This window comes from Streptomyces sp. NPDC054783 (genome assembly GCF_053611725.1).
In genome coordinates, this window is the sequence record NZ_JBSHAY010000003.1 from 249366 (window position 1) to 264525 (window position 15160).

Here is a 15160-nt window from a genome sequence, read left to right on the forward strand (position 1 = left end):
GGACAACCGGCCGGACCCGCTCGGGCGCCTGTGGAAAAGTCGCGCCCAGCCGCGCGGTCGCGCAGTGGCGCAGTGGCTCTCAGTCCTGGTGGATCACATCCGTGCCGGGGCCGCCGGAGAGCGTGTCCCGGCCGGGACCGCCGTACAACTTGTCATTGCCGCTGTTGCCGTACAGCTTGTCGTTCCCGCTGTTGCCGTACAGGACGTCGTTGCCGGTGCCGCCGTTCAGGGTGTCGTCGCCGGTTCCGCCGGTGATCGTGTCCCTGCCGTCGTCCCCGGACAGGTACTGGCTTCCGGAGCCGCCGTGCAGCACGTCGTCGCCCTTGCCGCCCTGGACGATGTTGTCGCCGCCGCTCGCGTTGATCGTGTCGTTGCCGTCACCGCCCCAGGCCAGGCCCTCCGCGCCGACGGTGAGGGTGTCGTCGCCGGCGTCGCCGGAGACGTAGGCGCCGTCGAGGCGGCCGGAGTCGGTCGCCCTGTCGTCGCCCGCGCCCAGCGATATCTGGGCGTAGGAGTAGACCTGGTCGGTGGCGTTGTCGTAGGCGAGCGTGTCGTCGCGGTCTCCGAGGTTCATGATCAGGGCGGCGTACGGGTCCTGGCTGTCCACCAGGGTCACCGTGCAGGAGACCTTCGTGCGGTCCTTGCGGTCGGGGTGGGCGCAGTCGTGGCCCGCCCTGATGGGGACGACGTCGTCGATCACATAGGTGATGCCGGTGCGGTCCGCGGTGAGCGACGCGGTGACGGTGGCCTTGTTGGTCTGGCCGGGGGCGGCCTGGTAGGTGAGCTGCCAGTCGTACTGGTTGACCGCGGCGGTGGCCGAGGCGGTGGCGGCGCCGGCGGTACCGGCCACGGCGAGGGGTGCGGCCAGGGCGGTGCCGAGGGCCAGAACGGCGAGCGCGGTGCGCGAGGGCATGAGGTGCCTCCGAGGGAACGGGCGGATGGGCGACTTCCGCACCGTTCGACTCGGGGACCCCGCCTCGGGTTGGTCAACTCCCTTGGATGTACGGGGAGTTCATCTGCGCTACACCCGTCGGCCCGGTGGATTCAGGCGCCCGGTCAGGTCAGGGCGTGGCCGGTGGTGACGTCGACGTGGCCGGGAACCTCCTCGTGCCGGTCGCCGACCGTGAGGGTGCCGGTGGGCTCGAAGAGGAGGACTTCGGCGCGGTGGGGCGCGGACGGCTTGTGATGGGTGCCGCGCGGCACGGTGAACACCGAGCCCTTGGTCAGGACGACGGTGCGCTCGCCGGCCGGCTCGCGCAGGCCCAGGTGCACCTCGCCGTCGAGGACCAGGAAGAACTCGTCGGTGTCCTCGTGCACATGCCAGACGTGCTCGTTCTCGAACTTGGCGATCCGGACGTCGTAGTCGTTGACGGTGGCGACGATGCGCGGGCTCCAGCACTCGGTGAAGGAGGCCAGGGCCTTGTCCAGGGAGATCGGTTCGCTGCTCATGCCTTCATCCTCGGGTCGGCCCGCCCGGCGCACGAGTGCTAGGAATCGCATATGCCGCAAGGATCCTCTCAGCCACCGGACCGGGCCGTGCCACCGGACCGGGCCGTGCCGCCGCACCGGGCCGTGCCGCCGCACCGGGTCGTCGTGATCGTGGACGCGGGCACCAACCCCTTCGAGGTCGGCGTCGCCACCGAACTGTTCGGACTGCCCAGGCCCGAACTGGGCGGTCCGGGGCCGCTGTACACGGTGACGCTGTGCGCGCCCACCCCGGGCATCCGGATGAACCACGGCTTCTTCACCCTGGCCGGCGTACCCGGCCTGGAGGCGGTGGAGGAGGCCGACACCCTCGTCGTACCCGGACGCCCCGACAACGTCGTACCGCGCGGCAGCGACGTCCTGGACGCCATCCGGCGCACGCACGCGCGCGGAGCGCGCATCGTCAGCTTCTGCACCGGCAGTTTCGCCCTCGCCGAGGCCGGTCTGCTCGACGGACGCCGGGCCACCACCCACTGGATGTGGGCCGACACCTTCCGGGATCTGCACCCCAAGGTGCTGCTGGAGCCCGACGTCCTCTTCGTGGACGAGGGCGACATCCTCACCGCCGCCGGCAGCGCGGCCGCGCTCGACCTCGGGCTGCACCTGTGGCGCGGCGACCACGGCGCCGAATTCGCCAACGCCGTCTCCCGGCGCCTGGTCTTCGCCGCCCACCGCGACGGCGGCCAGCGGCAGTTCGTGGAGCGCCCCGTGCCCGACGTGCCCGACGAATCACTCGGCCCGCTGCTGGCCTGGGCGCAGGAGCGGCTGGGCGAGCCGCTGACCGTGGCGGACCTCGCCGCCCGCGCGGCCGTCAGCCCCGCCACCCTGCACCGCCGGTTCCGCGCCCAGCTGGGTACGACGCCGCTGGCCTGGCTCACCGGGGAGCGGGTGGCGCTGGCCTGCCGGCTGATCGAACGGGGCGAGGAGCGCCTGGACGTCGTCGCGGCCCGCAGCGGCCTGGGTACGGCGGCCAACCTGCGGGCCCGGCTGCGCCGGGAGACGGGGCTCAGCCCGTCGGCGTACCGGAGGCGGTTCGGGCCGGCGGGTCCCGACGAGCGCGACCGGCGGGCGCTTCGGCCGGCGGGACCGTGATGATCAGGGCGCGGCGGGGAACGGTATGCGCATGAGACTCCTCGTACACGACCGGCTGCTCGGCATCGGCGACGACTACTGGATCGAGGACGAGCACGGCCGGAAGGTCTTCCTCGTCGACGGCAAGGCCATGCGGCTGCGGGACACCTTCCAGCTGAAGGACGCCCACGGGCGCGTGCTGATCGACATCCACCAGAAGATGTTCGCGCTGCGCGACACCATGGTGATCGAGCGGGACGGCGAGGGCCTGGCCACCATCAGGCGCAAACGGTTGTCCCTGCTGCGCCACCACTACCGGGTGTCCCTGGTCGACGGCACCGTGCTGGACGTCAGCGGCAGGATCCTCGACCACGAGTTCGCCATCGAGTACGACGGCGAACTCCTGGCCGTGATCTCCCGCCGCTTCCTGTCCCTCCGGGACACCTACGGTGTCGACATCGTGCGCGAGGACGCGGACCCGGCCCTGCTGATCGCGGTGGCGGTGTGCGTGATCCACCTGGCGCAGAAGGAGCGGGAGGAGGACTGACGGGGGCCGGAGGCTCGACGGCCCGCTAGCGGCGGGGCGGCTCCAGGCCCAGGACGCGGTCCTTCAGCGCCGGGAACTGCTCGCGGGTGGCCGCCACCTTCGCGGGGTCGAAGTCGACGGTGAGGACCTCCTCGTCCGGGCCCGCCTCGGCGAGCACCTCGCCCCACGGATCGACCACGATCGAGTGACCCGCCTGCGGAACTCCGGCATGGGTCCCGGCCGTTCCACACGCGAGCACGAACGCCTGGTTCTCCACCGCCCGCGCCTGAGCCAGCAGCGTCCAGTGCGCGCGTCGCCGCTCGGGCCAGCCCGCCGGGATCACCAGGGTCTCGGCCCCGGCGTCGACCAGTGACCGGAACAGTTCGGGGAAACGGAGGTCGTAGCAGGTGGCCAAGCCGAGCGTGGTCCCGGGCAGCCGGACCGTCACCGGGTCCCGCCCGGCGCCCATCAGTACGGCCTCGCCCTTGTCGAAGCCGAAGCGATGGATCTTGCGGTAGGCGGCGGCAAGCTCACCGGAGGGGGAGAAGACGAGAGAGGTGTTGTAGAGCGTTCCCTCGCCCGCGGCGGAGCCGCTGTCGGACGCAGCCCGCTCCGGAACGGACCCCGCGTGCAGCCAGACGCCCGCGTCGCTCGCGGCCTTGGCCATCGTCTCGTACGTCGGCCCTTCGAGCGGCTCGGCCTCGCGGCCGAACTCCTCGTAGGCGAAGGCGCCGGTGGTCCACAGCTCCGGCAGGACCACCAGGTCGGCACCGGCCTGTTCGCGGACCAGCGCGGCCACCCGCTGTCGCCGGGTGTCGACCGATTCGTCCTCGTTCACGGCGATCTGGATCAGCGAGGCGCGCACACTACCACCGTCCTGGCATTCGAGTAGCCCACACAGGCCTACGATCGTCACACGAAAGCACTGCCGGGGTGCCTGCAGGCAGCGTAACTTAGCCTCCCAGACGCCCGCCGCAGTGCAGCCGCCGCCCGCTGGCAAAGCCGCCACAACCCGCCCGTGTACCAACCGCCGAGGGGTCCCGTTCCGTGAGTCTGCATCCCACCCTCCAGCCCTACGCCGACGCCTGGACACACTCCATCGAAGCGATATCCGAGATGGTCCAGTCGCTCGCGGAGGGCGAGTGGAACCGGCGGACCCCCTGCCCGGGCTGGTCGGTCCGGGACATCGTGTCGCACGTCATCGGCATGGACTGCGAGCTGCTCGGCGACCCGCGCCCGATCCACTCCCTGCCCCGTGACCTCTTCCACGTCACCAACGAGCACCAGCGGTACATGGAGATGCAGGTCGACATCCGCCGCCACCACACGGCGCCGGAGATGACGGCCGAGCTGGAGTACACGGTCATCCGCCGCAACCGCCAGCTGCGCAACGAGTCGCGTGACCCCGGCACCACGGTCCGCGGCCCGCTGAGCAAGGACATCACGGTGGAACAGGCCTACCGCGCCCGCGCCTTCGACGTGTGGGTGCACGAGCAGGATCTGCGCACGGCCCTGGGCCGCCCCGGCAACCTGGACTCGCCGGGTGCGCTCGTGGCCCGGGACGTCCTTCTGGAGGCACTCCCCAAGGTCGTCGCGAAGGACGCGGACGCACCGCGCAGTTCAGCCGTCGTCTTCGACGTGCACGGCGCGGTGGAGTTCCTGCGCACCATCCGCGTCGACATCCAGGGCCGAGGATCCCTGGAAACCGCCCCGGCCCTCGGCCCCGCCGCCACCCTCACCCTCGACTGGGAGACCTTCGTGCGCCTCGCCTGCGGCCGCGTGACACCGGAGGCGGCGGCCGACAGGGTGAAGGCCGAGGGCGACCTCGACCTGACGGCGGCGATCCTGCGCAACTTCGCGGTGACGCCGTAGCCGACACGGCGACGGGAAGTCACCGACGGCGAGCGCGAGCAGGTTGTCCAGCCCCTCAACCGACCGGAACCGGGTGGTGCGCGGGATGGCAGTGAACGGCTAAGCCGCCGGCACGTGCACCGTCTCCACCCGGCTGGCGACCAACCGCTCACGCTCACGCCGGGCGGCCCGCCCCCGGAGCCGCAGGATCTGGGACACCCCGAGCGCCTGCAGCACGAACACGGCGCTGAACGCCACGGCGTAGTCGTCCCCGGTCGCGTCCAGCAGCACCCCGACCGCGAACAACGTCGTCATCGAGGCGACGAACCCACCCATGTTGGTGATGCCCGACGCGGTCCCCTGTCGCTCGGGCGGGTTGGCGGGCCGCGCGAAGTCGAACCCGAGCATCGAGGCCGGCCCGCACGCACCCAGCACCGTGCACAACACCACCAGCAGCCACATCGGCGCATGCGCACCGGGATACGCCAGCGTCGAAGCCCACAGCAGCGCCGTCGCCCCGACCGTGCCCAGTGCCAGCGGCAGCCGCGCCGCGTGGTGCCGGGCGACGATCTGGCCGTAGACCAGCCCGATCACCATGTTGGACAAAACGACCAGGGTGAGCAGTTCACCGGCCGTGGCCCGGCTGAGCCCCTGCGCCTGCACCAGGAACGGCAGGCCCCACAGCAGCAGGAACACCATCGCAGGGAACTGGGTGGTGAAGTGCACCCACAGCCCGAGGCGCGTGCCGGGCTCCCGCCAGGACGCCGCGATCTGCCGGCGGACGTAGGCCGCGCCCTGGTGCGGCGCCGGCTCGGGTTCGTGCCCCTCGGGGTGGTCCTTCAGGAACAGCAGCGTCAGCACGAGGACGACGACGCCCGCGAACGCGCTGCCGGCGAACGCCGGGGTCCAGCCGATGCCGTGCAGCAGCCGGGCGAGGACCAGGGTGGAGACCAGGTTGCCCGCCATGCCGACCAGCCCAGCGAGCTGCGCGACCAGCGGCCCGCGCCGGGCCGGGAACCAGCGGGTGCCGAGCCGCAGCACGCTGATGAAGGTCATCGCGTCACCGCAGCCCAGCAGGGCGCGGGAGGCGAGAGCGGTGCCGTAGGACGGGGAGAAGGCGAAGCCCAGCTGCCCGGCCGTGAACAGCACGGCACCGATGCTCAGCACCCTCTTGGTGCCGAGCCGGTCGACCAGCAGGCCGACGGGTATCTGCATGCCGGCGTAGACCAGCAGCTGGAGGATGGAGAACGTCGACAGGGCGGAGGCGTTCACATGGAAGCGGTCCGCCGCGTCCAGTCCCGCCACGCCGAGTGACGTACGGAAGATGACGGCGACGAAGTAGACGGCGACGCCTATGGACCACACGGTGACGGCGCGTCGGCCGCCCGGCGGATCACCCGGAAGGGTGACGTTCCGCGTCGGAGCGCTCATCGGGCCTCACCTCGGGCGAGGTGCTCGAACCAGCTCACATGCCGGTGCACGGCCCCGACGGCCGCCTCCGCGTCCCCGGCGCGCAGCGCGTTCAGGATCTCCTCGTGCTCGGTGAGCGTCTTGGCGATCCGGTCGGGGTGGGAGTGCATGACGGCGACGCCCATCCGCAGCTGCCGGTCGCGCAGCTGGTCGTAGAGCCGGGACAGGATCTCGTTGCCGCCGCTGCGCACGATCTCGGCGTGGAAGCTGCGGTCGGTCACCGCGGCCGCGGCCAGGTCACCGGCGGCCGCCTGCGCCTTCTGCAGCTCCAACAGCTCGGTCAGCCGCTGCAGCAGGGCGGGCGGGGCGGGTACGGCCTTGCGGGCGGCGTGCTCCTCGACCAGCTGGCGGGTCTCCACCACGTCCGCGATCTCCTGCGCGGAGACCGGCAGGACCATCGCGCCCTTCTTCGGGTAGAGCCGGATCAGGCCCTCGGCCTCCAGTCGCAGCAGCGCCTCCCGCACGGGCGTGCGGGAGACCCCGACGGCCTCGGCCAGCTCGCCCTCGGTGAGCAGGGTGCCGCCCTCGTAGCGGCGGTCGAGGACGCCCTGCTTGACATGGGCGTACACGCGGTCGGCGGCGGGCGGTGGCTTGGGGTCGCGGTGGGTGGGCTGCCGTACGGCCGTCTTCATGTCCACAGGATAGATACAACACGTACGCATGGGCGGCGACGTCCAGCATCCGGACGTGACGGAATTCGCGCGCGGCGACCGCACAACTTTCTGTGCTACTTACGTGTCTCACACGTGCGGCCCGCTGCTCCCGCCACCCCAACTGGGCCGTATTCAGGGGCATTTACGAAAATCGGGGTACATCACTTTGATTACCGGCATTAAGGGCACGCCCAGCACGCGCATCCGCAGGGCCGCCGCCGTCGCCGTCACCTCCGGCGCGCTGCTTGCGACCGGTGCCCTCACCGCGGCGCCCGCTCAGGCCGTCACCACGCCCTCGATCATCGCCAAGGGCGGCTATGTGATGAACAACGCGAGCGGTACGACGCTGTACAACAAGGCGGCGGACTACAAGCGCTCCACCGGCTCCACCACCAAGATCATGACCGCCAAGGTCGTGCTCGCGCAGTCGAACCTCAACCTCGACAAGACGGTGATCATCCAGAAGGCGTACAGCGACTACGTCGTCAAGAACAACGCCTCCCAGGCGCACCTGATCGTCGGCGACAAGGTCACCGTCCGCCAGCTGCTGTACGGGCTGATGCTGCCGTCCGGCTGCGACGCCGCCTACGCGCTCGCCGACACCTACGGCTCCGGTTCCACCCGCGACGCCCGCGTGAGCAACTTCATCAGCAAGATGAACACCGCCGCCAAGAACCTTGGTCTGAAGAACACCCACTTCGACTCCTTCGACGGCATCGGCAACGGCAACAACTACTCGACGCCGCGCGACCTGACGAAGATCGCCAGCAGTGCGATGAAGAACTCGACGTTCCGCACGGTCGTCAAGACGAAGTCGTACACCGCGAAGACCGTCACCAAGACGGGCAGCATCCGCACGATGGTCCCGTGGACCAACACCAACGGGCTCCTCAGCAGCTACAGCGGCACGATCGGCGTGAAGACGGGCTCCGGCCCGGAGGCCGGCTACTGCCTGGTCTTCGCCGCCACGCGCAACGGCAAGACCGTCATCGGCACCGTCCTCGCCTCCACCTCCATCCCGAACCGGGAGGCGGACGCGAAGAAGCTCCTCAACTACGGCTTCGCCAGGCTCGGCTGACGTCCCACCGGACACCCACGGGCCCGTCGCGCACCAGCGGCGGGCCCGTTGTGCTGCCCGGACCCGGCACGATGAAGCTGATGGTGCTAGTGTCATTGGCACCATGCTGCTGCGTCTGGACAAGACCGACACCCGCCCCCTGCACGAGCAGGTCGCGGCGGCGATCCGGCGGGCCATCGCCGAGGGCGAGTGCCGCGCGGGCGACCGGCTGCCCTCCGCCCGCGATCTCTCCACGGCCCTGGACATCAACGTCAACACCGTCCTGCGCGGCCTGCGCGAACTGCGGGACGAGGGCCTGCTGGAGTTCCGCCGCGGCCGCGGGATCACCGTCGCCGAAGGTGCGGCCCGGCGCTCCGGACTGGAAATCAGGGTGCGTGAGCTGGTCGCGGAGGCATCCCGGCTCGGCTACAGCCGCACCGACCTCATCGAGATGATCCGGGGGACGACGACATGAGCAACGGGGACGAGCCGGACGGGAACGACCGACGCCGGCACGGGGGCGACCCGGTAGGCGTACGCAGTCGCACCGCGCGCTGGGGGCTCGTGGGCTGCACGGTGGCCGTCGCGGCGCTGCTGGCGGGTCTGCCCTGGGCCGCGCGCGGCCGGCTGCCCGACCGGCTGGCGACCCACTGGAGCGGGGGCGCCGCCCCGGACGGCTCCATGCCGCTGTGGGAGACATCCCTGGTGCCGGCCGGCCTCTGGCTGCTGATCGCCCTCGCGCTGAGCGTGCGCTGGCGCCGATCCTGGCCGACCGCACGCCCCTGGCGGGCGATCGCGCTGGCGCCCACCGCGGCCGTGCTCGTCGGTGCGCAGGCCGGCGTCGTCCGCGCCAACCTCGACCGCACCGACTGGCACGAGGCCCGCGATCCGGCCCTCGGGGTCGTCCTACCCCTGGCCCTGGCGGCGGTCGCCGGCGTGGTGGCCTGGTGGCTGACCATCCGCACCACCTCCACCACGCCAACCGCCCCGACCCCCGCACTCGATCTGCCCGCGGACGAGCGCCTGGTGTGGTTCTCCCGCACGGCCAACCCCTGGCTACAACTGGTGGCCGCGCTGACCGGCCTGATCGCCGTCGGCGCGCTGGTGACACTGGTCGCCGGCCTGGCGGACCCCGCCGTGCTGGTCCCGCTGTGCGCCGTCTGCGCCGCCGCCTCGCTCGCCGGCGCCCTCTCCTCCTCGGTCCAGGCGAAGGTGTCGGAAGCGGGCCTGGAGGTGTCGTTCGGCCCGCTCGGCTGGCCCGCCCGCCGCTGGTCGCCGACCGCCATCGAGTCCGCCCGCGCCGAGGCCCGGCAGCCGTCCCAGGTCGGCGGCTGGGGCTACCGCCTCAGCGGCCTCGGCACGACGGTGATGCTCCGCGCCGGTGACTGTCTGGTCGTACGGCCCCGGGGCCGCCGTACCGACTTCGCCGTGAGCGTGGACGACGCCGAGCGGGGCGCGGCCCTGCTGAACGCGCTCCGGCGGCGGGCCTGAGCAGGCCATGGGCATCCAGAACCCCCAGGGCGTCCCGGGGGAGTACGACGGCCGGGCGGCACCCTGGGACACGGCCGCCGCACTGGTCCGGTCCGCACAGGACGGGGACGCCCTGGCCATGGATGAACTGCTCACGCTGGTCACCCCGTACGTGACCCGGCTCTGCCGCCCGATCGCCCCGAACGACACGGCCGACGCCGTACAGGAGTCGCTGCTGGCCGTCTTCAAGGGCCTGCGCACACTCCGCGACCCACAGGCCTTCTACGGCTGGGTCCGTACGGCCACGGTCCGCGAGGCGGTCCGGGTCGCCCGCCGCACCTCCGCCGAGGAACCGGCCGACCCCGCCGACCTGGCCCGCCTCGGCGGACTGCGCACGCACGCCGACGGTGAGCTGTCGGCCGACGTGCGGGACGCACTGGCCCGGCTGCCGGTACGGCACCGCGCGGTGCTGGTCCTGCGCGAGCTGGAGGGCCTGGACGAGGCCACCGTCGCCGCCCTGCTCGGCGTACCGCAGGGCACCGTCAAGTCCCGGCTGAGCCGGGCCCGTTCCTCCTTTCGGAAGGCGTGGTCACGATGAGTTCCTCCGATCCGGTGCTGCGGCTGCGCGTGCTGGCCGCGGGGCTGCACGCCGGTCTCTACGCCGAGGAGCATCTGGCGCTGCCCTACGAGAGGGTGTGGGCGGTGGCCGCAGACCTGGAGGCGGAACTGCCCCGTCTCGTGCCGTTCCTCCGCGAGTTCCGCGTGCCGCCCGGCGACGCCGAGCGGAAACGGGCGCTGGCGGTGGGCCGTTCGGGCCTCACGGAGTCCTTCGAGGTACGGCTCTCCCCCGGCTGGTGTCTGATGCAGTCCCGGCTGATCGTCGGCGGCATGGCGGCCGCCCCCGAGGCCGGCGGCACCCGCTTCGCCGTACTCGGTGCGACCCGCCCCGCCGCCCTGCGCCCCGCCCAGTGGCTCTACGGCCGCCTGCTCGGCGAGCGGCGCGGACGGGCGTTCGTCGACCGGGTCGCCGAGCGGGCAGCGCTGCGCTAGACCTCCTCTGCGAAGGGGGCGAACAGTTCGCGGATCGCCTCGGCCACCTCCTCCGGCCGCTCCTGTGGCAGATGGTGCCCGGCCGCCGGCACCAGCCGCACGCGCAGCTCGTCGGCGTACCGCTCCGCGCCCGCCAGCATCGACGGCACGACCACGTTGTCCCGCTCCCCGCCGAGCAGCAGCGTCGGCACGGTCAGCCGCTGCCGCCGCGCGGTGCCCCGTACCAGCGCGGGGATGTCGTGCAGGACGTACTGCCAGAACAGGGACTGGACGGCGGGGGCACTCTGCGCGGTGGCGGCGGCGTACTCGGCGATCTCCGCCTGCGTCCACGCGGCCGCCGGGTCGGCGACCTGGTGGCGCAGCAGGAGGCGGGTGAAGCCGGGCCAGTGCCGCAGCACGGCCCGCCCGAGCACCGGGTACTCGACGAACGCGGTGTACCACAGCCGCCACAGGTTGGGCAGGACCGCGCGGTGCCGGGGCCAGGGATGGGTCATGTTGAGCGCGAGGTAGCCGGTGAACCGCTCCGGCGCCCTCAGGCACAGCCGGAACCCGAGATGCGCTCCCCAGTCGTGCCCGACCAGCCCGACCCGCTCCAGCCCGAGCGTGTCGAGCAGCGCGAGGGCGTCCTCGGCCAGGCTGTCCATGTCGTAGCCGCGCCGCGTGATCGGCGACCAGCCGAAGCCGCGCAGGTCCGGGCAGAGCAGCCGGTATCCGTCGGACAGCTGCCCGGCGACCTTGTGCCAGGCGTACCAGTGCTGCGGGAAGCCGTGCAGCATCAGCAGCGGGGTGCCGGTGCCGCCGTACTCGGCGAGATGCAGCCTGGTGGAGCGCACGTCCAGCATGCGGTGCTCGGCACGCTCGTCCTTCGGCAGCGGACGGTCTGGACGGTCGGTGTGCGGTGCCATGCTGACCCCTCTCGGGCCGGTGCGGTCCCCCGGTCGGGCCCGCGTCGCCGGGTCAGGAGTCGGCGTCAGCGCGAAAGGTTCCCTCCCTTCTGTTCCTTGACGTGGTCCCCCGTGGGGAGCTGGTCGTAGGTCTTGAACGTGTACGAGGCGTCGTAGGACAGCAGGTTGCCTTCGGCCGCCGGCAGGCCGAGGCGACGGTTGAGGGGTCCGGTCAGGGGTCCGCAGTCTTCGGCGGCCGGGGCGGTGAAGGTGTCGTCGTACGCCGAGAACTCGATCACCGGTGGGTCCTGGGAGACCCACTTGGAAGGACCGGAGCGCTTCAGCTGGAAGTCGACCGGCTCGCCCGCGCCGATCGTGCAGCCGTGCGGTACCAGCGGGCCGATGAGCCGGAAGCGCAGGCTGAACTGCCCGGTGTAGAAGTCGGACCGGCCGCCGTACTCCGGCTGTGTCGCCAGTCCCAGGACGGCCGCGCGATCGCCCGCCGGCGTGCCGGTCAGTCCGCCCGGTATGGCGGTGGCGGAGCTGTGCATCGCACCCCACACCTGGCCCTTGCTGCCGTCCGGCATCGGGCCTTCGGCGTGCGTCATGGTGATCGGGGCGAGGTTCACCGTGACCTTGCCGAGGGTCAACCGCGGGGCGGCGGTGTGCACTTCGCATCGCCATCGGGTCGGGTCGACGCCGTCGGGCAGGGGCGGACAGTCACCGAAATCGGCCGCGGTCGCCGCGGCGACGCGTGGCGCGGAGTAGGCCACACCGGGCGCGCACACCGCCGCCGTACCGGCGAGGACGGCGGCGCCCGCGACGGCGGCGACACGCCGGACGGAAAGCGAACTGAGCCCAGGAACAGCGGATTTCGTCATGTCACCAGCGTGCCGCCGTGGCCACTCCCTCACCATCCGTGACGTCCCCGACAGCACCCCGATCCGTCCCTGATACGGCGTCAGGGTCAGTCGTCCGGGACCTGATGCGCCCGATGTCACCGGAATCCGGGAAGCCGCCGAAGCTCGCCGATCTTCAGCGCTTTGCCCACCACCAGATAGACGAGACCGAGTGCGAGCGAACCGGCGACGGTCGTCAGAGCCGTCCCCGCCGTGCCGTGCCCGACCACCCCGGCGCAGCCCCGCGCCGCGGCCCAGCCCGCCACCGCCGCGACGCCTCCGGCGCACAGCAGCTTGGCATAGGTGCCGCGCAGGGCGCCGTCGTCCAGCCGGCCGCCGGTACGACGGGCCAGCAGACGGACGGTGAGGAGGAGTCCGGCGAAGTAGGAGACGGTGTAGGCGCCGGCCATACCGGTGACCGCCCACCGGGCGGGCAGCAGCAGATGGCAGGCGGTGGCGAGCGCGATGTTGACGACCCCGATCCACACGGCCATGAAGAACGGCGTACGGGTGTCCTCGAAGGCGTAGAAGCCACGCAGCAGCAGGTACTGCGCGGAGAACGGGATCAGCCCGAGACCGAAGGCCTGGAGCATGTGCCCGAGGGGCTGGGCCGTGGCGGGGTCGGCGGCGCCGTGGGCGAAGAGGAGGACGGCGATGTCCGGCCCGAGCGCGGTGAAGAGGAAGGCGGCCGGGACGATCACGACACCACTGGCCCGCAGCGCCCGGGACAGGTCGGCGCGCAGATCACCGGTCCGCCCCTCGGCCGCCGCCTTGCTCATCCGGGGCAGCAGAGCGGTGACGAGCGAGACGGTGACGATGGACTGGGGCAGCATCCAGATGGTCTGCGCGTAGCTGTAGGCGGTGTACCCGACGCCCGCCCCGGGAAGCTCCGTGTCGGCGGCGCCGGCGTAGTTGGTGACGACGGTGAGCCCGACCAGGTTGGTCAGCACGAACAGCAGCGTCCACTTGGCCGCGTGGATCCCGGAGCCGAGTCCTGCTCCGCGCCAGTCGAAGCGGGGCCGGAAGCGGAAGCCTGCGGCGCGGGCGAAGGGGATGAGCGCGAGCGCCTGTACGGCGATCCCGAGGGTCGTACCGACACCGAGCCAGTGGACCTGGGTGGCGGTGACGTCGGCGACCGAGTGCGGGACGGTCATCATCCCGAGGTAGACGCCGAACATCGCCACGAGGACGACGTTGTTCAGCACGGGCGTCCACATCATGGCCCCGAACCTCTCGCGGGCGTTGAGCACTTGGCCGTAGATGGCGAAAAGCCCGTAGAAGAAGATCTGCGGAAGCAGGAACCGTGCGAAGACGACGGTCAGCCGGAACGCATCGTGTTCCTTGGGCGTGTCCCGTATGTACAGGCTCGCGATCTCCGGCGCCGCCCACACGGCGACCAGGGTCCCGACGGCCAGCACGCTGACGACGAGGGTCACGAGCCGCTGCTCGTAGGCCCGCCCACCGTCGGCATGCGTGGCCCGGGCCCGCACCAGCTGCGGCACCAGCACGGCGTTCAGCGCGCCGCCGATCAGCAGGGTGTACAGGCTGGTCGGCACGGTGTTGGCGGTGTTGTACGTGGTCGCGAGCAGCCCTGTCCCGAGCGCGGCCCCTTGCAGCACCTGCCGGACCAGCCCGCCGGCCCGCGATACGACGGTACCGGCGGCCATGAGCACCGAGGCCCGCCCGGCCCCCGCCTCCGCCTTGGGTTTCGCATGCCGAGCGGTGGTCTTCTCCCCCGTCACCATGCGGTAAATCTACGGCAGTTGACGATCAGCGGCTGCGAGCGAGGTGACCGGCGAAACGGTCCCGTGCGGCGGGGCTCAGGGTGAGCAGCGGCGTCGCCGTGACGGACCCGGGGGGCGAAACGCGTGCCGGAAGCGCGTCTCGCGAGGGAGGACGAACAGTTCGGCCGGGGTCTCCTCATCGTCCCGGCGCTCGCCGAGCGTTGGGCCGTCGAGGAACTGGCCGTGGGAACGACGGTGTGGGCGGAGTTGGAGTCGGGTGTGACGGAGGGTTCCGTCAGTCCGTGTCCGTCGCGGCGAGAACGGCGAGGCGACGGGGGCTGAGCGCGGCGATGCCATGATCGTAGATCTCGTTTGTGGAACCACTCCGAGTCGGCCTGGAAGCGGTACCAGCTACAGCGCCGCGCCCGGTGTTCGACCGCATGGGCGCCGGCGGAGTGCTCGGCACCGCACAGGCCCCCGACAGCGCTCCACGCGGCCAGCCGGCCGTAGGCTCCATGGACACCCGGGTGGTACGTCCCGCCCATCGACGCGGTCGTGAACAGTGTCGACCAGACGCCTTCCAGGGCGCCCGGCACACTGCTCTGCGGCATCAGCGTCGGCGCCAACTGCTGGGCCGAGGACTCCCACAACGACTCCTACGGCCGGCTCACCTTTCTCCGGGACGGACTGGGCCTGCTGCCAGGGTCGGCCTGCCCGTACTGCGACAGCGAACCGGGCCGCTGTCCCTCCTACCGAGCAGCCGTCGCAACCGGCGCGCTCCCCGCCGGCTGGGCGCTGGAGGACGGTGTCGGCGCCCTTTTCACGGACGGTGCCCTGACAGAAGCGGAGACACATAAGCAGCGAGCAGGCTTGTTCCGGGTGGAACCGAACATGGGCGCAACGGCCGAGGAGCGTGCGTTGCCCTGCCGGCTTCTCGACGGAGCACTGTGATACTGCTCGCGGCTGTCGCATCTCTGATTACCCGGTCAACTGACCAGGGCCGCCCTCATTCTTGCCAGT

At 71.7% G+C, this 15160-nt stretch carries 17 protein-coding genes and 1 pseudogene; 9 read left to right on the forward strand and 9 right to left on the reverse strand.

Annotated elements, in window-relative coordinates; translation table 11 throughout:
• Nucleotides 1–79: 79 nt before the first annotated feature.
• Complete coding sequence (locus tag ACWGJ5_RS08015; RefSeq protein WP_453308915.1) at nt 80–913, reverse strand: calcium-binding protein; 834 nt, start codon at nt 911–913, stop codon at nt 80–82.
• A 143-nt stretch (nt 914–1056) separates the two neighbouring features.
• Complete coding sequence (locus ACWGJ5_RS08020; RefSeq protein WP_453308916.1) at nt 1057–1449, reverse strand: cupin domain-containing protein; 393 nt, start codon at nt 1447–1449, stop codon at nt 1057–1059.
• Between the two features lie 51 nt (nt 1450–1500).
• Here ACWGJ5_RS08020 and ACWGJ5_RS08025 point away from each other — a divergent pair, with 51 nt between their 5' ends.
• Both ACWGJ5_RS08025 and ACWGJ5_RS08030 read left to right on the forward strand, forming a co-directional pair.
• On the forward strand, nt 1501–2577 hold the full coding sequence (locus tag ACWGJ5_RS08025; RefSeq protein ID WP_453308917.1) for a helix-turn-helix domain-containing protein: 1077 nt from the start codon (nt 1501–1503) through the stop codon (nt 2575–2577).
• A gap of 31 nt (nt 2578–2608) precedes the next feature.
• A complete protein-coding gene (locus ACWGJ5_RS08030) occupies nt 2609–3103 on the forward strand; it encodes an LURP-one-related/scramblase family protein (RefSeq protein ID WP_228621510.1) in 495 nt (164 codons plus the stop codon).
• Nucleotides 3104–3128: 25 nt separating this feature from the next.
• Here ACWGJ5_RS08030 and ACWGJ5_RS08035 read toward each other — a convergent pair whose 3' ends face one another.
• A complete protein-coding gene (locus ACWGJ5_RS08035) occupies nt 3129–3947 on the reverse strand; it encodes a carbon-nitrogen family hydrolase (protein ID WP_453308918.1) in 819 nt (272 codons plus the stop codon).
• Between the two features lie 182 nt (nt 3948–4129).
• Between ACWGJ5_RS08035 and ACWGJ5_RS08040 the strand changes: the two genes are divergently transcribed.
• A complete protein-coding gene (locus ACWGJ5_RS08040; protein ID WP_453308919.1) occupies nt 4130–4954 on the forward strand; it encodes a maleylpyruvate isomerase family mycothiol-dependent enzyme in 825 nt (274 codons plus the stop codon).
• A 99-nt stretch (nt 4955–5053) separates the two neighbouring features.
• Here the strand turns inward: ACWGJ5_RS08040 and ACWGJ5_RS08045 are convergent, their stop codons facing one another.
• Complete coding sequence (locus ACWGJ5_RS08045) at nt 5054–6364, reverse strand: MFS transporter (RefSeq protein ID WP_453308920.1); 1311 nt, start codon at nt 6362–6364, stop codon at nt 5054–5056.
• On the reverse strand, nt 6361–7035 hold the full coding sequence (locus ACWGJ5_RS08050; protein ID WP_453308921.1) for a GntR family transcriptional regulator: 675 nt from the start codon (nt 7033–7035) through the stop codon (nt 6361–6363). Before ACWGJ5_RS08050 ends, ACWGJ5_RS08045 begins: the two co-directional genes overlap by 4 nt.
• A 187-nt stretch (nt 7036–7222) precedes the next feature.
• On the opposite strand from ACWGJ5_RS08050, the gene ACWGJ5_RS08055 reads away from it, so the two are divergent.
• From ACWGJ5_RS08055 to ACWGJ5_RS08075, 5 genes are all read left to right on the forward strand, one after another.
• Nucleotides 7223–8134 (forward strand): D-alanyl-D-alanine carboxypeptidase family protein, encoded by a 912-nt coding sequence (locus tag ACWGJ5_RS08055; protein ID WP_453308922.1) that lies wholly within the window; start codon nt 7223–7225, stop codon nt 8132–8134.
• 103 nt (nt 8135–8237) lie between these two features.
• Complete coding sequence (locus ACWGJ5_RS08060) at nt 8238–8588, forward strand: GntR family transcriptional regulator (RefSeq protein WP_453308923.1); 351 nt, start codon at nt 8238–8240, stop codon at nt 8586–8588.
• Nucleotides 8585–9604 (forward strand): DUF1648 domain-containing protein, encoded by a 1020-nt coding sequence (locus tag ACWGJ5_RS08065; protein WP_453308924.1) that lies wholly within the window; start codon nt 8585–8587, stop codon nt 9602–9604. Before ACWGJ5_RS08060 ends, ACWGJ5_RS08065 begins: the two co-directional genes overlap by 4 nt.
• A 7-nt stretch (nt 9605–9611) precedes the next feature.
• Nucleotides 9612–10181 carry an RNA polymerase sigma factor gene (locus ACWGJ5_RS08070; RefSeq protein ID WP_453308925.1) on the forward strand — a complete coding sequence of 190 codons (570 nt, stop codon included), beginning with the start codon at nt 9612–9614 and terminating at the stop codon, nt 10179–10181.
• Nucleotides 10178–10633, forward strand: coding sequence for a hypothetical protein (locus ACWGJ5_RS08075; protein ID WP_453308926.1), 456 nt, complete (start codon nt 10178–10180; stop codon nt 10631–10633). Before ACWGJ5_RS08070 ends, ACWGJ5_RS08075 begins: the two co-directional genes overlap by 4 nt.
• On the opposite strand, the gene ACWGJ5_RS08080 is transcribed toward ACWGJ5_RS08075, so the two are convergent.
• The 4 genes from ACWGJ5_RS08080 to ACWGJ5_RS08095 all read right to left on the reverse strand — a co-directional run bounded on the left by ACWGJ5_RS08080 (nt 10630) and on the right by ACWGJ5_RS08095 (nt 14751).
• Entirely contained in the window at nt 10630–11538 is a 909-nt protein-coding gene (locus ACWGJ5_RS08080; RefSeq protein ID WP_453308927.1) for an alpha/beta fold hydrolase, read from the reverse strand. The genes ACWGJ5_RS08075 and ACWGJ5_RS08080 overlap by 4 nt on opposite strands.
• Before the next feature lie 65 nt (nt 11539–11603).
• Nucleotides 11604–12398, reverse strand: coding sequence for a hypothetical protein (locus ACWGJ5_RS08085; RefSeq protein WP_453308928.1), 795 nt, complete (start codon nt 12396–12398; stop codon nt 11604–11606).
• Nucleotides 12399–12514: 116 nt separating this feature from the next.
• Entirely contained in the window at nt 12515–14161 is a 1647-nt protein-coding gene (gene murJ, locus ACWGJ5_RS08090) for a murein biosynthesis integral membrane protein MurJ (protein ID WP_453308929.1), read from the reverse strand.
• The gene (locus ACWGJ5_RS08095; protein WP_453308930.1) at nt 14155–14751 is read right to left on the reverse strand and encodes a DUF6183 family protein; all 597 of its coding nucleotides are present in this window, start codon (nt 14749–14751) and stop codon (nt 14155–14157) included. Before ACWGJ5_RS08095 ends, murJ begins: the two co-directional genes overlap by 7 nt.
• On the opposite strand from ACWGJ5_RS08095, the pseudogene ACWGJ5_RS08100 reads away from it, so the two are divergent.
• Nucleotides 14732–15091, forward strand: a pseudogene (locus ACWGJ5_RS08100) (Type 1 glutamine amidotransferase-like domain-containing protein); the annotation flags it as partial. The gene ACWGJ5_RS08095 and the pseudogene ACWGJ5_RS08100 sit on opposite strands and share 20 nt — an antisense overlap.
• Nucleotides 15092–15160: the final 69 nt, after the last annotated feature.